General features: G+C 43.9%; 11 protein-coding genes and 1 pseudogene. 5 read left to right on the top strand and 7 right to left on the bottom strand.

The genetic code is table 11. The annotated features are described in order from the left end of the window. Positions 1 to 2: 2 nt before the first annotated feature. The 5 genes from BUQ89_RS09945 to BUQ89_RS09925 form a co-directional block, all read right to left on the bottom strand. On the bottom strand, positions 3 to 1,154 hold the full coding sequence (locus BUQ89_RS09945; RefSeq protein WP_036573456.1) for a GNAT family N-acetyltransferase: 1,152 nt from the start codon (positions 1,152 to 1,154) through the stop codon (positions 3 to 5). A gap of 10 nt (positions 1,155 to 1,164) precedes the next feature. Then, entirely contained in the window at positions 1,165 to 1,767 is a 603-nt protein-coding gene (locus BUQ89_RS09940; RefSeq protein WP_028461972.1) for a DUF938 domain-containing protein, read from the bottom strand. A gap of 196 nt (positions 1,768 to 1,963) precedes the next feature. After that, positions 1,964 to 3,181: a PQQ-dependent sugar dehydrogenase gene (locus BUQ89_RS09935; protein WP_245812979.1), complete on the bottom strand. Its 1,218-nt coding sequence runs from the start codon at positions 3,179 to 3,181 to the stop codon at positions 1,964 to 1,966. 190 nt (positions 3,182 to 3,371) lie between these two features. Continuing rightward, entirely contained in the window at positions 3,372 to 5,567 is a 2,196-nt protein-coding gene (locus BUQ89_RS09930; protein ID WP_083399544.1) for a TonB-dependent receptor family protein, read from the bottom strand. Between the two features lie 685 nt (positions 5,568 to 6,252). Continuing rightward, on the bottom strand, positions 6,253 to 7,728 hold the full coding sequence (locus BUQ89_RS09925; protein ID WP_028461973.1) for a DegQ family serine endoprotease: 1,476 nt from the start codon (positions 7,726 to 7,728) through the stop codon (positions 6,253 to 6,255). Between the two features lie 620 nt (positions 7,729 to 8,348). Between BUQ89_RS09925 and BUQ89_RS09920 the strand changes: the two genes are divergently transcribed. The 3 genes from BUQ89_RS09920 to BUQ89_RS09910 all read left to right on the top strand — a co-directional run bounded on the left by BUQ89_RS09920 (position 8,349) and on the right by BUQ89_RS09910 (position 12,720). Beyond that, complete coding sequence (locus BUQ89_RS09920; protein ID WP_028461974.1) at positions 8,349 to 10,871, top strand: 3-hydroxyacyl-CoA dehydrogenase/enoyl-CoA hydratase family protein; 2,523 nt, start codon at positions 8,349 to 8,351, stop codon at positions 10,869 to 10,871. Positions 10,872 to 10,943: 72 nt separating this feature from the next. After that, the gene (locus BUQ89_RS09915; protein ID WP_028461975.1) at positions 10,944 to 12,143 is read left to right on the top strand and encodes an acetyl-CoA C-acyltransferase; all 1,200 of its coding nucleotides are present in this window, start codon (positions 10,944 to 10,946) and stop codon (positions 12,141 to 12,143) included. Positions 12,144 to 12,246: 103 nt separating this feature from the next. Then, a complete protein-coding gene (locus BUQ89_RS09910) occupies positions 12,247 to 12,720 on the top strand; it encodes a hotdog fold thioesterase (RefSeq protein WP_028461976.1) in 474 nt (157 codons plus the stop codon). Between the two features lie 185 nt (positions 12,721 to 12,905). On the opposite strand, the gene BUQ89_RS09905 is transcribed toward BUQ89_RS09910, so the two are convergent. Further along, on the bottom strand, positions 12,906 to 13,202 hold the full coding sequence (locus BUQ89_RS09905; RefSeq protein WP_028461977.1) for a hypothetical protein: 297 nt from the start codon (positions 13,200 to 13,202) through the stop codon (positions 12,906 to 12,908). A gap of 258 nt (positions 13,203 to 13,460) precedes the next feature. Further along, positions 13,461 to 13,829 (bottom strand): IS200/IS605 family transposase, encoded by a 369-nt coding sequence (gene tnpA / locus BUQ89_RS09900; protein ID WP_074202590.1) that lies wholly within the window; start codon positions 13,827 to 13,829, stop codon positions 13,461 to 13,463. 78 nt (positions 13,830 to 13,907) lie between these two features. Between tnpA and BUQ89_RS13945 the strand changes: the two genes are divergently transcribed. Together BUQ89_RS13945 and BUQ89_RS13940 are read left to right on the top strand one after the other, a co-directional pair. After that, complete coding sequence (locus BUQ89_RS13945) at positions 13,908 to 14,414, top strand: RNA-guided endonuclease InsQ/TnpB family protein (RefSeq protein WP_218612787.1); 507 nt, start codon at positions 13,908 to 13,910, stop codon at positions 14,412 to 14,414. Between the two features lie 15 nt (positions 14,415 to 14,429). Continuing rightward, positions 14,430 to 15,140 (top strand): annotated as a pseudogene (locus BUQ89_RS13940) (RNA-guided endonuclease InsQ/TnpB family protein); the annotation flags it as partial. Positions 15,141 to 15,145: the final 5 nt, after the last annotated feature.

Below are 15,145 nucleotides of genomic sequence, written 5' to 3'. Positions count from 1 at the left end.
TTTCAGATGGCACGGCTGGAAGCATTAATGATTTCGATATGCTTCTGTTCTATCTGGTTGATGTGATTTACATTTGCTTGCCAGATTCGACTCATGGCGGGTTCGTAGAAACGGTGCAGGCTGTATACGGGTTGTGCTAAAAATCCACGCCGACTCTTGTGTTCGGCATTGCCGGATCCTGCATCAAAAAAACGGATGTTATTGGCAATGGCCCATTGGATAGGCTGGTAATAGCAGATCTCGGAATGCAGGTGATCAAAATGATCCATACTGCCCCAATAGCGTCCGTAAAGCTGTTCTCCTTGACGTATTAGCATTGATAGTGCGACGGGATCGGCGCTGTTATCATCTTCAACAGCCGCAACAAAGACTATGTAGCGAGCCAGATTTCCACTCAGTCCCTGAAAGAAGCGGCGGTTGAGATAATGGCTCCAATTGGAAAACTTATTGCAGGTAGCTGCATAAAAGTCATACATATAATTGAACCAGGCCTCCGGTGCTTCAGATCCGGAGACAATGACAAACCGACTTGTTTGTCCATCGAGTTTGCGTCGTTCGCGACGAATATTCTTGCGTCGCTTGCTGTTGAATACGTCCAGATAATCTTCAAAATTATCGTAACCTCGATTTTCCCAGATCAGAGCATGGTGCAGCCAGGGTGACATACCCAGCGTGTGCATGTGCTGACTCCAGTTAGGATCTGTGCGCAGGAAATGACAGCTGGATAAGTTTTTCTGACGGCAGAATGTATCGATTTCCCTTAACATGTGCTGGCAGAGGATAAATTCGTCTTCATCTGGGTGGACTAAAAAACGATAGCCGCTAACAGGTGTAAAAGGGCTCATGCCCAATAGTTTGGGGTAATAAGACATGCCGAGTTGTTCCGAAACTTCGGCAATCTGCTGATCAAACACGAATTCGCCACGGCTGTGAAACTTACCGTAAAGGGGGGCCGCAGCGATAAGGTGATCTTTTCTCCATACACTCAGATGCAGCGGCATCCAGCCGGTCTTGCTGCTTACGCAGCCGCTGGTTTCCAGCAGATTCAACCAGTCCCAGTCCAGGAAGGGGAAGCCGTATGGTTGAGCGAGTCGCTGCCATGCCTCACGGTTAATCGTCTTTAATGCTGTATGCCATTGAAAAGCTAAGGTCATGATAGCCCTATCATTTTATCTGCATCAGCTTGCGCCAGACCAGTAAGCGATTATTAGCAGGCATGGGATGATCCGCCTCCAGCCAAAGACCCTGCGCCTCGGCTTGTATAACCAGTTCCTTCATATCGCGGATACCGCTTTCCGGATTACGCATTCGCAGTTCGGCATCGAAACGTGCATTACTCTGGCTGGTAAACTGGCCATTGACGTTAAAGGGGCCGTAGGCACAGAATAAGCCGTCGTAGGGAAGTAGGCTGCTTACTTTTTTGAATATGCGACAGACTTGTGACCAGTTGATGATATGTAACGTATTTGCTGTGAAAATAGTATCCACTGTTGGCACAGACCAAGGCTCATCATCTACGTCCAGCGGTATGGGCTTATTCAGATTTGGTATCGAATAATTGTTACAATTAGTTTGCAAGTCGGGAAGATTATCCGGTATTTCTGTCGGTTGCCAGATAAGGTGGCCCAGAATTGATGCGAAAAATAGGGCATGTTGACCGGTGCCACTACCGATTTCCAGTACCACCGTGTGATGTATGAGGGTCGTTTGCAGTACATCCAGGATGGGTAGTTTGTTTCGTTCAGCCGCTTCAGAAAAAATTCTCATAAATACTCCAGATGATTCGACCGCAATTATTTATTCTGACGAGATGCGATACCATACCAGATATGAATTTGATTAAATGATCGGTTATGTCCGTGACGAATAATATGGGCCTGGTATTCGTAGATGAAGTGAATCATCTTTCATTGACAGTTGCCGGGAATGAATTTTCATGAATTTTTTGAATGAGATCAAATAATTATTGGTTATCTGTTACAGGTACCAGTTTTAGAATTTTTCCCTCTTCTTCATCTGTGAGCAGGTACAGGGCGCCTTCTGGCCCCTGTTCCACATCACGAATACGCACCGAATAATTTTTTAATAATTTCTCTTCATGAAGCACACTTTTAGCATCGACTACCAGTCTCACTAGATGCTTTCCGGCTAACGCACCAATAAATAGATTGCCCCGCCATTGAGGGAATAAATTTCCTGTATAAAACAGCATGCCTGAAGGCGCAATGGAAGGCGTCCAATAGTAAATCGGTTCTTCAAAACCCTGTTCCGCGTGTTCGTCCTTAATTGGCACCATCCAGTAGTGAATGCCGTAGCTTGCCTTAGGCCAACCATAGTTTTTACCGGGTTTAGGAATATTAATTTCATCGCCACCGCGTGGACCATGTTCATGAAGCCATAAAGCGCCTGTTTCCGGATGAATGGCTGCCCCTTGAATGTGCCGATGGCCATAGGACCAGATTTCCGGCTTAATATTCGGGTCATGGGTAAAAGGATTGTCAGTTGGTATCGACCCATCGGGTCGAATACGAATTAATTTGCCGATGTGATTATCGAGATGCTGCGCTTGTTCCATATGGCTAAAACGATCACCTAAGGTGATAAAAAGATTGCCATCAGGCGCAAATACTAAACGCGATCCGAAATGTTTTTCGCCTGTTGTTGTGGGATATTGGCGAAAAATTACGTTTATATGTTGTAATGTGTTATCGATAAGTTCGGCCCTGGCGACAGTGGTTCCGGCTGTTTTGCCGGTTTGTTCGGCGTAAGAAAAATAAATGAGGTGATTCTTAGCGAAATCAGGATCAAGCACCACATCAAGTAAGCCCCCCTGATCTTTATGCAATACTGCCGGTACGCCCTTTACTGGCTCGGATATCTGTCCCTCCTGCGAGATAATACGCAGCTGGCCCACACGTTCAGTAACCAGCATCTTTCCATTGGGCATAAATACCATACCCCAGGGATGTTTTAGCCCGCTGGCAAGTATTTTAATCTGGAATTGCGTTGATGTTGACTGAGCTTGCGCCGTTGACAAAAAATGACTGTTCTTATAAAGAAAAACATGATCACCGAAGAAAGCGATTATGCATAATACGATGATCAAAATATAATGCATGATTTCTTTTATTATTTGGCAATTTGTGGCTTGTGAAACCGTATAACGTTGTCGAGTTAACATAAGCAGTCACCAAAAAGTATGCGGTATTGAATATGGATGCATCATTGACCGTATTGCCTGGCGATAGTTTAAAAGCAATTTAGGTCAATTGTTATCGGCTAGTCTCAATCGGTTAGAATGATTGCGAGCTCTCATTTTCTGGATTTTCAGTATTTGCTTGTCAGCAATCACGGGTCAGGGAAATAAAATTTCAAAAGGAAGCTATACGAACTCGCAATCCACCGAAAACGTTAATAGGTGGACCGGGTTCAAAGAAACGATCGAAGGCGGCATTGATGCGGGTATTGGCATTATATCGTTCATCGAATAAATTGTTGATGCCAAAAAAAACGGACCCCTCGATTCCCTTATACTTTTTCTCCCATCCCAATAGCAGCTGACCCAGGTTGTATGGGTCATTGATCACAGTATTGATATCATTGACAAAAAATTTACCGATTCGTTGTACTTGCAGTTGTCCAAATATGCCTGAGGCGTGTGCATACCGTAAATGACCCACCCATCTGTGCATGGGAATCCCGGGGAATGCGTTACCTTTCAGATTGGTATTATTGAGCATGAATCTTCTGAATTCAAAATCTGAATAAGTATAGGCTATTTCACCGCTAAAGCCATGCCATTCGGGTGTCGCCACACGTGTTTCTACGCCTAATCTGCGCGATTGACCCGTATTCTGGAAAAAGCTACGGCCTGGCGAGGTAGGCAATTCAAAAGGTGTGATTTCGTCCCAGGAATGGACATAAAATGCGACAGCTTCGTATTGGAATCCAGCAGGGGTACCACGAAAACCGATTTCCTGACTCAAGGATGTTTGCGCGTCAAGGTTGGGATTAAATCCGCCGCTTCCGCCCGGATTATTGATGAGTTCAGTTGTTGTGGGTGCTTCAAATACGGAAGCGACATTGGTATAAATCTGATGTTGATCAGCCAGATGATACACAAGACCCACCGTTCCACTGGTTTGAGACAAGGTTCGAGAAGCGGATTGGTTATTATTTGCTTGAAATGCATCTAGCACCTGATAATGCAGCCAGTCCCAGCGCCCCCCCAGAACCAGATCCAGATCGGGGGTCATTTTCCATTCATTGCGAAAAAATGGACCAATACTTTGTACGCGCTCAACTTGATCCAGAGTCAGTATGCCTTGTATACCGAAATTGTTATTGAAACGCTGACGGTTATCATTCTGGATACCATAATCAACACCGATTATGAAACGATTGTTTTTTTTAAATAATATATGATCATTGACAAATTGCATGCTCAAACCACCCACCCAACGATCGAACTGTACCTGTCCACCGTTGACAAATGGCAGGCGGTTTTGGAAGTCACGATGCAATACGTGAGCGACTATGCTGAGTGTCTGGGTGGTCGCAATTTTTTTACGATAACGTATACCTAATTGTGCTTGCTCCACCGCTTCACCTGCATTGAACAGCAAATTGCCGGGAGCCGCCTGTCGTGGATTGACGAGTGCCTGTGTGTGCGTCAGGCCACCCGGATCTTTCGCTTGTGGCGCGTGAAATTTACGAAATAGCAGCATCCAGTTGGAATTGGTTTGGGTTTGAATATTCAGCTTGAATTGGACCAATCTATTTTCCATTTTGCTGTGTTCACGCCAGCCATTTTGTTGCAGGTGAGAACCAAATAAGCCATAGTCAAAACGATCACCTCGTCCGCTTGCGTGAATTTCTGATTTGAAATATCCAAATTCACCGAATATCTGGCGTGGTGTGAGTTCAAACTTCGTGTACGGCGCAGCTCGTGTGGTGATATTAATCATGCCACCAGAAGCATTACCAAAAAGTGAGGCCGAAGGGCCCCGCAGAATTTCCATTTGTTGAATGAGTGACGGATCTATGGAATCGAGTTGTGTCTGTCCATCTGGCAGGGTCTGTGGGATATCATCGACGCGTATCTGGATGCCGCGTACACCAAATGGTGTGCGTGCCCCAAAACCACGGATAGTAATACGTAAATCCTGAGCAAAGTTGAACTGATTTTGGAAAAAGACACCCGGTGTGCCGCGAGCAAATTCATCCAGGGTTGCGCCGGGTTGATAGTTCTGTTGTGTATTTCGTCCTAGATGAGTCAGTGCGTTAGGAATTTGAGTCAATTGCTTTTTACTACGTGTTGCGGTGACCTCAATGGGTTTAAGAATGGTCATTTCTGGCTCAGCGGGTTCTTGTGCTCGGGCCGGGAAAGTAATCAAGACGAATCCAACTAGAAAGATGAAAATAATCGTTGAAAGATGAATCGAATGAAAATAGTACTCATACTCCCTGCGGCTGGATACAAAATCTACGGGAGGCTTGTGGGTGCGATTTATTGTTTTCAGGTCATTTAGAATCAATAGGTTGGTGTTATTATAGTCAGCATTCATTTTGCCTCACTATGGATATTTATTTTTAATAATATCGCTCAAATAAATAAATTTGGCAGCGAATTTATCCTGTTGAGATTAATCTCTTTTTGATGTATTGACAGTGTTTGCATGTAATCCGAGAGCTTTGCAAAACCTTAATAGTTTAAAAATTAACTCTTTATAATCAATAGTCGAAAACTTCTGGCGAGGGCTTTTGCAAAAGTCTCAATCCATGTAGCTAAGAGAGCCGAATGCATCACCGGCATAAAGGCATTCAGTTAGCGACGCCAGAAAATGGCTTTATCCTGATGGGTGCGAGCAAATTAATACATCAATGTAAGATTGTGAGCAGGAGCAATGCTATTTACAGCCTAATGGTCAATTAGGGAGTAATACAAAAGACCGCTGCATAACTGTGTTTTTGAGCTTTTCTGATTACTTGCAGCATTGATAAATCAAACACTTAAAAATCTTATCCAGTCCGAGATAACAGTTATGCAGCGGTCTTCAACGGTTTCCCTGTATCGAACAGGTGAGTCACGTATTTGCCTGGCTAAGGGAGAAGTACTCTTCTCGATTCTGTTGCTGCACAACAGAGGCAAATATCGATGTCAGGTTAGATGCGTGTGATCTGCAAGCGATTTTTGTTCAGGATACAAGGGTGAAACCTATTCACCCTTGTACATATAGCTGGCCGTGATATTTACCAGCTCAAGGCAACATAGCGTTGCAGGTTGTCTTTACGAATAAGCAAAAGTACGCGCCTTTTATCATCGCTCTTCTTGATCATTGTTTTAAATTCGGTCGCATTTTTTATCACTTGTTGATTCACCTGAAGAATTACAGAACCCGATTCAATGCCGGCCATCGCTGCAATTGAGCCAGGCTGAACCTTTGTCACGACGACGCCTGGGGTGGGTTCTATGCCGAGCTGTTCGGCCAACTGTGGTGTCAGTGTCTGAACAGTCAGACCTATGTCTTCTGTACTTTCCGTTGAATCCACTGCCACCGAATCATCCTTGGCAAGCTCGCTAATGGTAATTGTCAGATTTTTCTTCTTGCCTTCCCGCAAAATGGTTAATTGTTCCTTTTTGCCTGGTGGAGTAAGCGATACCTGATTGCGAAAATGACCGGTATCTTTTACGGGTTTGCCACGATAAGCAATGATCACATCTCCTTGACGCAAACCTGCTTTATCTGCAGGCGAGTTGTCTGATACTTGGGCAATGAGTATGCCCTGATTGGATTGAATCCCGAACGATTCGGCCAGATCGGTTGTGAGTGGTTGAATGACAATTCCGAGGTAACCTCGTGTCACTTCACCTTTCTCAATAAGTTGATTAGCGATCGACTGGGCGAGATTGATCGGAATCGCAAATCCGACACCCATATATCCGCCGCTACGGCTGAATATGGCGGTATTAATGCCGACAACCTCGCCATTCAGGTTAACCAGTGGCCCACCTGAATTACCTGGATTGATAGCGGCATCAGTCTGAATAAAATCTTCATAATCGTTAATACCCAAGCTCGTTCTTCCCTTGGCGCTGACCACACCGACCGTAAGAGTGTGACTCAGGCCGAATGGATTGCCTATGGCGACTACCCACTCGCCAACTTCCAACTCTGATGAGTCAGATAAGGGGAGTACAGGTAAGTTGCCTGCCTTGATTTCAATCACGGCTACGTCGGATTGCGGATCATGACCGGTAACTGTGGCATCATATTCGCGGCCATCTTGAAACTTGACACGAATCCGGTCAGCGTTGGCGACCACATGATTGTTGGTGAGAATGTAGGTTTTATCGGATATCAGTCCATTTTTTGCCGCAAATACAAATCCAGATCCTTGTCCTATGATCTGAGGTTTATTTTTCGGCGTATCAGAACGTGGTTTGCGTGGGGTTCCTGGGAAATCTTCGCCAAAAAAACGTTTGAACAGGTCATCGCCAAATGGCCATTCATTGCCGAATGGTGTGGAAAATTGTGTGATGGTTGAATCTGCTGCTTGTGATTCGACTTGAATGAATACAACCGATGGTGAAACGGATTTTGCTACTGAAGCAAAGGCTTTACCCGTTTGGCGCAGATTCTCGATGCCATTGTCGAGCGCATGGACAGGCAGCGCAATAAAAAAGATCGATAGTAAAAAAAATTGTATGATGCGATTTCTTTTCATCTTTCTCTCCAAATAAGTTTATCGATGTTCAATCCTTGATATCTACTTATCCAATTTATGTGAGCGGTTAGAATCGAACTAAAAAATAGCCATTTTTTATTTTTTAGAAAAACTAAGGATGATTTCTGCGTTAAACCTGAAAGCTTCGGTTAGGCTATTTTACAGGTAATTATCTGTCTGACTGAAGATTTATCAAGTCATAAATCCCATGGTTTTTGAAATAATCATCTCATGACAACATTGGGGTATAAAGTAATTTTTTCTATCGAAATAGCCTGTTTTATAAATAAAAATATTTCTTTCTGAGGAGTTGAATAAGAGTGGGGCGTATCTATGTCATTATGCTGACAAGGTCAGGTTTGAATGTGTGAATGACTGATTTTATTGAGCCCAGGACACCTTGTTTTTCTACAAACATCTTAAGCAGATGTGATTGTGGCAGTGTTATCGATATGTCTGAAAGATAGCTCATGCTTGCTCTTTAGTGTTGATGCTTGTAATCTCACAGGCAAGTAATATGCGTAATTAAAATTGCCGGTAGCTGGAATGAGCGCGAATGATCTAAAAATAGATCATGGTGATGGCTGTGTTCGATAACCTAATTCATGCAGGAGGTAAAATTGAGTGACAATCACTTTATTGTGCGCAAGGCGGCGGTACTGGGTGCGGGCGTGATGGGTGCCCAGATTGCAGCACATTTGGTTAATGCTAATATCGAAACGCTATTGTTTGAGCTTCCGGCTGGACAAGACGACCTCAACGCAAATGTTATCAAGGCGGTAGCGCAGTTGAAAAAACAAGAGCCTGCGCCGCTATCTATTCTGGCTAAGGCTGCTGCTATTCAACCAGCTAATTATGATCAACATCTTGAATTGCTCCGCGATTGTGATTTGGTTATCGAAGCCATTGCCGAGCGTATGGACTGGAAATCTGAACTATATGCGAAAATCGCACCTTACCTTGGCCAGCAAACTATTTTCGCAAGTAATACTTCGGGTCTTTCCATTAATCGGTTAGCACAAGCTTTCCCGCCCGAACTGCAACATCGCTTTTGCGGAATCCATTTTTTTAATCCACCACGTTATATGCATTTGGTGGAACTCATTCCCTGTGCCGCAAGTGAACCCGAGATGTTGGACAAGCTGGAAACTTTTTTAGTTACCTATCTGGGCAAAGGAGTCATCCGTGCCAAGGATACACCCAATTTCATTGCCAATCGTATTGGTGTGTTTTCCTTGCTTGCAACCATGCATCATGGCGAGTCATTTGGTTTTAGTTTTGATCGGGTAGATGCTTTGACCGGTTCTTTGATTGATCGCCCCAAGAGTGCCACATTTCGTACAGCTGACGTGGTGGGTCTTGATATTCTGGCACATGTGATAAATACCATGCGCGATACATTGCCTGATGATCCATGGCATTCTTATTTTGTGGCACCGGATTGGTTACAAGGCTTGATAGATGATGGCTTTTTGGGACAAAAAACCAAGCAGGGTGTTTATAAAAAGGTAAATCAAGAAATTCACGTGTTGGACCTTGCCACACAAGCATATCGTCTTTCGACAGGCGATGTCGATGAGGATATCAAACAATTAATTAAATATAATAATCCACCGGAAAGATTTGCTGCATTACGCAATAGTCAGCATCCGCAAGCTAAATTTCTTTGGTCTATTTATCGTGATCTATTTCACTATTGTGCCGTTCAGTTAGAAGCAATTGCGAATAATACGCGTGACCTTGATTTGGCTGTTCGTTGGGGCTTCGGCTGGAATCAGGGGCCTTTCGAGATCTGGCAGGCAGCCGGCTGGAAGCAGATAACAACATGGATTAATGAGGATATTGCCGCAGGTGAAAGTATGAGCCAAACACCTTTGCCTGAATGGGTCATGGCTATTGGAGAAAGCACTATTCAACAGGTGCATACGGAGCAAGGTTCCTACGCACCTGCCAGCAAAATGACCCAGGCACGTTCAATACTTCCTGTTTATCAGCGCCAGCTATTTCCGGACCGGTTAAAGGGCGAGGTAGTTTCTTATGGAGAAACGATATTTGAAACCGATGCAGTACGTATGTGGCATACGGGGGATAAAATCGCCATTGTCAGCTTTAAAAGCAAGAAACATACTATTGATGCCGATGTTCTAGGTGGCGTACAACAAGCCATTCAGGAGGCTGAAAAGAATTGGCGTGCTCTGGTGATCTGGCAGACTGAGCCGCCGTTTTCCTTAGGGGCTAATTTACAAAAAGCGACGGAACGCCCCAAGCATACTATGCAACCAGAACATGCGACTCCGCCGTTACCCCCATCTGCTCTTAGCCAATTCATGAAAAAGTTCAAGAGGACAGCGCAATCTACTGTGCTTAAAGCAGCGCGCGAATTGGATCTTGCCGATGTTTTAATGGCAAAGAAAATGGCGGAGGTAGAAGGGATGGTGGCTCAATTCCAGAGAACCTCACAGGCCCTGAGATATGCGATGGTTCCAACAGTGGCGGCTGTCGATGGACTGGCACTGGGTGGAGGATGTGAGTTTGTGATGCACTGTGATCGTACGGTGGCTACACTGGAAAGCTATATTGGTTTGGTAGAAGTGGGGGTGGGATTATTACCGGCCGGTGGTGGCTGTAAAGAGTTTGCACTTAGATCGGCGCGGGAGGCTGGAGATGGTGATCCTTTTCCGAAATTAAAACGCTATTTTCAAACGGTTGCTATGGCACAATTAGCGAAAAGTGCTGAGCAAGCAAAAGAACTGGGCTATTTGCACGCCGCAGATGTGGTGATAATGAACCGCTTCGAATTGTTATATGCGGCTAAGGCTCAGGCGCTGGCATTAGCTGAGGCCGGTTATCGTCCGCCGCTCAAAGCCAGGGCTATTCCTGTTGCGGGCGCGACAGGCATAGCGACCATTCAGAGCCAGTTAATCAATCTGTTGGAAGGGGGGTTTATTTCAGAGCATGATTATCTGGTTGCCGGTAAAGTGGCATATGTAATGTGTGGGGGGGATTTGACGCGTGGCAGTCTGGTGGATGAAGACTGGCTCATTGAATTAGAGCGTACTGCATTCATGGAGCTGCTAATGACCGAGAAAACGCAAGCGCGTATTGCACATACGCTGAAAACAGGCAAGCCGCTCAGAAACTAGACGATATATCAAATTAAATGGATATTGGAGTGTAATAAGGTATTCCACGATCTGCGATTCACGGAGAAACTGATGACCAAGCAAATTCAAGATGCTTTTATCGTTGCTGCTACACGGACGCCGGTTGGTAAGGCGCCGCGAGGTATGTTTAAGAATGTACGTCCCGACGACATGCTGGTGCATGTATTACAGGCTGCAGTTAAACAGTGCGATGGATTGGATCCGACTGTTATTGATGATGTCATTGTTGGCTGTGCCATGCCCGAGGCGGAACAAGGCATTAATGTCGCACGGGTTGCATTATTATTGGCGGGTCTGCCAAATAGCGTGCCGGGTATTACAATCAATCGTTTCTGCGCATCAGGCTTGCAAGCCGTTGCCTTTGCTGCGGATCGTATTCGCTTGGGAGAAGCCGATGTTATGATTGCTGCTGGAACCGAAAGCATGAGTATGATACCGATGATGGGAAATAAAGTAGCGATGAATCCTGCTTTGTTTCAAAATGATGAGAATGTAGCTATTGCCTATGGCATGGGAATGACGGGAGAAAAAGTGGCGCAGCAATGGAGAGTCAAACGCGAAGAGCAGGATGAGTTTGCCATGACCAGTCATATGCGCGCACTTAAGGCAATTGAACTTGGTGAGTTTAAACAGGAAATTTCACCGTATTCTATTACGGAAAAACGCCCGGATCTGATTACGCATAAAATCTGTGACTTATCTGTAATTAAGGATACCGATGAAGGACCGCGTATGGGCACAAATATGGATGTACTGGGAAAACTGAAACCAGTTTTTGCAGCGAAGGGGTCGGTAACAGCTGGAAACAGCTCGCAGATGTCTGACGGTGCTGGTGCAGTAATTTTAATGAGTGCGGCTGCGATGCAGCGCTTTAATCTTTCACCGATTGGCCGGTTTGTCGGATTTTCTGTAGCAGGTGTGCCACCAGAGATCATGGGGGTTGGGCCAATTCGGGCGATTCCGAAAGTATTAAAACAAACGGGTTTCAAGCAAGATGACCTTGATTGGATTGAATTGAATGAAGCTTTTGCTGCGCAAAGTCTTGCGGTTATTAATGATCTGGGACTGGATCGTGCCAAGGTAAATCCATTGGGAGGTGCCATTGCACTGGGTCATCCACTGGGTGCAACGGGTGCTATTCGTGTTGCGACGTTACTTCATGGCCTGCGCCGGCACAAGCAAAAATATGGCATGGTTACCATGTGTGTTGGTAGTGGTATGGGCGCAGCGGGTATATTTGAAGCGCTATGAGAATTGTCTGTTAATCAGATTAAATGTAATAACATAACTTGCTGAATGGAGAGAACTTATGTTTATTTATCAATGCTCCGGAAAGATATGAGGAAGTAGTCTAATGAGCAACATTTGGTTTAAGGATTACACACTTGGATATCTGGAAGGATTGCGTAACGCCAATATGGGTGTTCATATTGGTATCCACTTTACTGAAATAGGACCTGATTTTCTCAAAGCTCGGATGCCGGTTGATCAAAGAACAACTCAGCCATTCGGAATCTTGCATGGCGGGGCTAGCTGCGTTTTATCTGAAACATTAGGCAGTGTTGCTGGATGGATGACTATTGATCCCGAGAAATTCCGAGCTGTCGGGTTGGAGATTAACGTTAATCATATTCGTGCGGTAACACAAGGCAGTGTTTTGGGTATTTGCACGCCGCTACATACGGGTCGTCGTACGCAAGTTTGGCAAACAGATATTATTGAGGAGGCGACCGGGAAGCGTGTGGCTATCTCAAGATTAACGGTTGCGATTATAGAACAAGGTACATTAAGTACGCAAAAGGAAGCGGTTTATGTAGGGCATAAATGATAACCGTACATATGCTTGCTCAAAATGAGAAGAAGAACTACTCGGGCTTGGGTCCAGCCTAGTTTATTAGGCTGGATAGTGCCAATGAATCGCAATGTTAGTGAAACATCAGTAGACGCCGGATGAATAAAACGATCTCCTGGAAATACTAGGAGGACCATCGTTTTATTTTTATATTGTAATAATTATGAATCCTTCTGTTGAGGTTTTTCCTTCCACATTACATATAGAACACCCATTATAATAATAATAATGGGCATGACAATATAGAAACCAAGTGCATAACCGATGCTGATATCCTGATCTTGAGGAGGCGGGCTGCTCACAATCATATAAGCATGTGTAAGACCAACTGCAAAGACGGGGATTAAAGCGGCGGTATAGCGATTACGAATCCAAGGTTGAACTGTTAATAAATTAAGAATATAAGCGGCATAGTAGCCAAGCAGGTAGATTATTATATAAAAGGCTAAAGCACCCATTGTGGTCCCCGTATATTACGATGTTGTTGTTAATTAATTAGATTTTTCCTGAATTGATTGATTTGCATGATATCAAATAAACTCATCAGGCAAGAATCCATGGCTGTTCGTTGACTGATCATACACAAATGTATGCAAAAAATCACCGGCTGTTTTTCTTATTTATTCTTCTAGGTTATCGTGATCATGTATTTTATCAAATAGCGCGTAAAACTTCGTCCTTCAGGGCGGAGATATAAGCGCACAGGCGAAGCCTGTTTAATGCGGTCTTTGCTGTTGTTCAATATATTGCTTAATAATCGAGAGTGGTGCTCCACCACAACTACCCGCAAAATAGCTTCGACTCCAAAGCATATTACCCCAAAGCTTATTTTTAATTTCGGAATAATTCTTTTTGCGAATGAGTCGGCTTGAAACGCCTTTCAAACTATTTACCAAGTTAGAAATAGCAATTTTTGGTGGATAGTTAACTAAAAGGTGAATATGATCATGCTCACCGTTAAATTCCACCAATTCTGCTTCAAAATCCAAACACACGTTTTTAAATATTTCTTCCAAATCAATTAATACCCTTCCGGAGAAAACATCTCTACGGTATTTTGTTACAAAGACCAAATGAACATGGATATTAAAAACCTAATGTCTTCCTGTTCTTACATCGTTATTAACTTGCATAGACAAATTCCTTTTTGTATAATTATAACCATGAAGCAGATTATACGCAAAGCCTTTAAATCTCGACTCAATCCAAATTCTGACCAAGTACAGAAGATGGTTGAGTTTGCGGGTGCTAATCGGTTTGTTTGGAATAAAGCCTTAGCAATGAATCTGTTCAGATTAGAGCAGAAACAGCCATTGCTTTGGTACAACGAGTTGTCATTTTGGCTAAAGCTATGGAAATCCTCAGAAGATTATGGATTTCTAAAAACCGTTCATTCTCAACCGTTGCAACAAGCCTTAAAAAACTTAGAAAAAGCGTTCAAAGACGGTTTTGATAAAAAACAGCCTTTAAAACGGATTCCAAAATTCAAGAAAAAAGGTTTGAGTGACAGCTTTCGTTATCCACAAGGATTTAAGCTGGAGCAAGAATCTAGCAAAGTGTTCTTGCCTAAAATCGGTTGGGTGAAATATCGTAATTCACGCCAAGTCATTGGTGACGTTAAAAATATGACGATTTCCCGTAAAGGCGGTTATTGGTACGTGTCGATTTAGACTGAGTACGAGACCGAGCTAAAGCGTCATAGCTCAACCAGTATGATTGGTGTTGATATGGGCGTTACCCGCTTTGCAACTTTGTCAGACGGCTCATACGTAGAACCTTTAAACAGTTTCAGAAAGTTATCAAAGAAACTGGCTTTTGAACAGCGTAAGCTGTCTAAAAAAGTCCGTTTCTCTGCTAACTGGAAAAAGCAGAAACAAATCATTACCCGACTGTATGAGCGTATTGCCAATGCTCGTTTAGACTTCTTACACAAAACCTCAACCGAAATCAGCAAAAATCACGCAATGGTCGTAGTTGAGAATTTAAAGATAGGAAACATGTCTAAGAGTGCCAAGGGCAGTGTTGAAAAGCATGGTAAAAACGTCAAAGCGAAATCGGGTCTAAACAAATCCATTCTTGACCAAGGATGGGGAATGTTCGTTTCGTTCTTGGAGTATAAACAGGCTTGTTCAGGCGGGGATGTATTGAAGGTAAACCCTCAATACACCTCTCAAACCTGCCCTAGATGTCAACATGTTAGTCGTGACAATCGCAAAAGCCAAAGTGCTTTTGAATGTACAGAATGTGGATTTAAAGCCAATGCCGACTTGGTAGGTGCCTTGAATGTACTTGAGCGAGGACATCGCTTGTTAGCCTGTGGAGTTGAAACGTTAGTTTCGTCTAAGAAGCAGGAACCAGTAGGCAGTAGCAATACAAACCTACTCTTAACGGCTTAATAAGT

It is taken from the genome of Nitrosomonas cryotolerans ATCC 49181, from assembly GCF_900143275.1.
Lineage (GTDB): Bacteria > Pseudomonadota > Gammaproteobacteria > Burkholderiales > Nitrosomonadaceae > Nitrosomonas > Nitrosomonas cryotolerans.
This window is presented reverse-complemented; position numbering and strand designations above follow the sequence as displayed.

Excerpts from the sequence above, each read along its gene's own strand:
- BUQ89_RS09945 (WP_036573456.1), bottom strand. The coding sequence starts at position 1,154 with ATGACCTTAGCTTTTCAATGGCATACAGCATTAAAGACGATTAACCGT.
- BUQ89_RS09940 (WP_028461972.1), bottom strand. The coding sequence starts at position 1,767 with ATGAGAATTTTTTCTGAAGCGGCTGAACGAAACAAACTACCCATCCTG.
- BUQ89_RS09935 (WP_245812979.1), bottom strand. The coding sequence starts at position 3,181 with ATGTTAACTCGACAACGTTATACGGTTTCACAAGCCACAAATTGCCAA.
- BUQ89_RS09930 (WP_083399544.1), bottom strand. The coding sequence starts at position 5,567 with ATGAATGCTGACTATAATAACACCAACCTATTGATTCTAAATGACCTG.
- BUQ89_RS09925 (WP_028461973.1), bottom strand. The coding sequence starts at position 7,728 with ATGAAAAGAAATCGCATCATACAATTTTTTTTACTATCGATCTTTTTT.
- BUQ89_RS09915 (WP_028461975.1), top strand. The coding sequence starts at position 10,944 with ATGACCAAGCAAATTCAAGATGCTTTTATCGTTGCTGCTACACGGACG.
- BUQ89_RS09910 (WP_028461976.1), top strand. The coding sequence starts at position 12,247 with ATGAGCAACATTTGGTTTAAGGATTACACACTTGGATATCTGGAAGGA.
- BUQ89_RS09905 (WP_028461977.1), bottom strand. The coding sequence starts at position 13,202 with ATGGGTGCTTTAGCCTTTTATATAATAATCTACCTGCTTGGCTACTAT.
- BUQ89_RS13945 (WP_218612787.1), top strand. The coding sequence starts at position 13,908 with ATGAAGCAGATTATACGCAAAGCCTTTAAATCTCGACTCAATCCAAAT.